Genomic DNA, 1,432 nt, shown 5'->3' with positions numbered 1-1,432 from the left:
TTCGGCATAGTCGCCAAGAGGCATGTGCAAACGCGCGAGCGCTTAAAAACACATACCTCTTTCAACGAATTTAAAGGCGAAAGAAAATTATCATTTTACTTGTACACGCCCCACAGGGGCGGTATGATGTATTTAAGGTTTGGGATTTCCCATGACCATATTAAGGAAAAGAATAATGGCACTATTTACAAAATCTGAATTGGCTATATTAGAGAAAGCGTCTGCAATATATGCACGTAAATTGACAAAGACACCGGCTTTTGAAAATGCAGAATTAACGAAAAAGTATTTTCAAATGATGCTAGCGAATAAAAAGAGAGAACATTTTGGCGTGCTGTATCTTAATTCACAGCATCAAATGATTGGTAAGGGAATGGAGGTGTTATTTTCAGGAACGGTTGATAGTGCGTCTGTGTATCCAAGGATCATTCTTCAAAAAGCATTAAAAGTGAATGCAAATGCAATTTTCTGTGTACACAATCATCCTTCAGGAATTGCGGAGCCAAGCCAAGCAGATATTCAGATTACAAAACGTATTATTGCTGCGTTGGAAACATGCGATATTAAACTATTAGACCATTTTATAGTTTCTGTTTCGGGCGTTACTTCGCTAGCGCAACGAGGTTTATTATAACAAAGTATTATGGGCGCTTAGCGCCCATTTTTGGAGATTAAAATGGAAAAACGAATTCAGTACATCACCGGGACCGCTATCACGGTCGAGGCGTTTAAAAACAGGTTGTGTGTGCTACCTAAAGAAAATGAAAACTTTGTTCTGCCTAGCCCAGAGGAGGTTAAGAGTGTGCGTCATCTACTTGGGTTGTCTCAGACAGGATTGGCAAAGTTTGTGGGTGTTTCATACAGTCAGTTAAAAGGATCGCCAACCATTAGGAAATGGGAAACCCAAGTAGGTAAAACGGAACATAGACCGATGAATTATACCGCATGGCGCATGATGCTTCTTGCGGTCGGTGTGATATCACAAGACGATATTGAAAATGAAGTTGCTGAATACCGTTAAAAGTATCGGTCCTGGCTCCCTATATTTTATCAATAGAATTATACACCGGGGCACTTAAAATAAATTAGCGAAACGGTATGAACAACTTGTTGTTCAACGTCCGGTAATCAGCAAGCGAAGCGCGGTAGGGTGGTAGTTATAACCCGCACTTGGTTGTGGATATGGTATGAGCAAAAATCATTTGAAAGCATTATTCAATGAGTAGGCGTTACCTCACGGCCATTCTGTTATGCAAGCACTCAACCAGACAAGAAGACCTCTGTTTTCGCCCGGCTATCGCACGGGTAACTGCCATTAACGCAAAAGCACTGGGGGCTATCGTTCCCCCCTTGCACCACTAAATTAGATACATCCCCCAAGTTTCCGCGCTTCGCTTGTGCAACTAGGGCGGTTCCCCCTGTCTCGAATTTA

3 protein-coding genes are annotated in these 1,432 nt (G+C 41.9%); all 3 read left to right on the top strand.

The window, feature by feature from the left end:
* A partial coding sequence (locus GQS54_RS23135; protein ID WP_205967896.1) for a hypothetical protein occupies positions 1-198 on the top strand: 198 nt, incomplete at its 5' end.
* Complete coding sequence (gene radC / locus GQS54_RS22830; protein WP_166426216.1) at positions 176-634, top strand: DNA repair protein RadC; 459 nt, start codon at positions 176-178, stop codon at positions 632-634. The genes GQS54_RS23135 and radC, both read left to right, overlap by 23 nt.
* A gap of 42 nt (positions 635-676) precedes the next feature.
* A complete protein-coding gene (locus tag GQS54_RS22825; protein ID WP_166426215.1) occupies positions 677-1,021 on the top strand; it encodes a hypothetical protein in 345 nt (114 codons plus the stop codon).
* The last annotated feature ends 411 nt before the right edge of the window (positions 1,022-1,432 follow it).

The sequence above is a fragment of the Paraglaciecola sp. 20A4 genome, assembly GCF_011378905.1.
In the GTDB taxonomy this organism is placed as follows: Bacteria; Pseudomonadota; Gammaproteobacteria; order Enterobacterales; family Alteromonadaceae; genus Paraglaciecola.
This window is presented reverse-complemented; position numbering and strand designations above follow the sequence as displayed.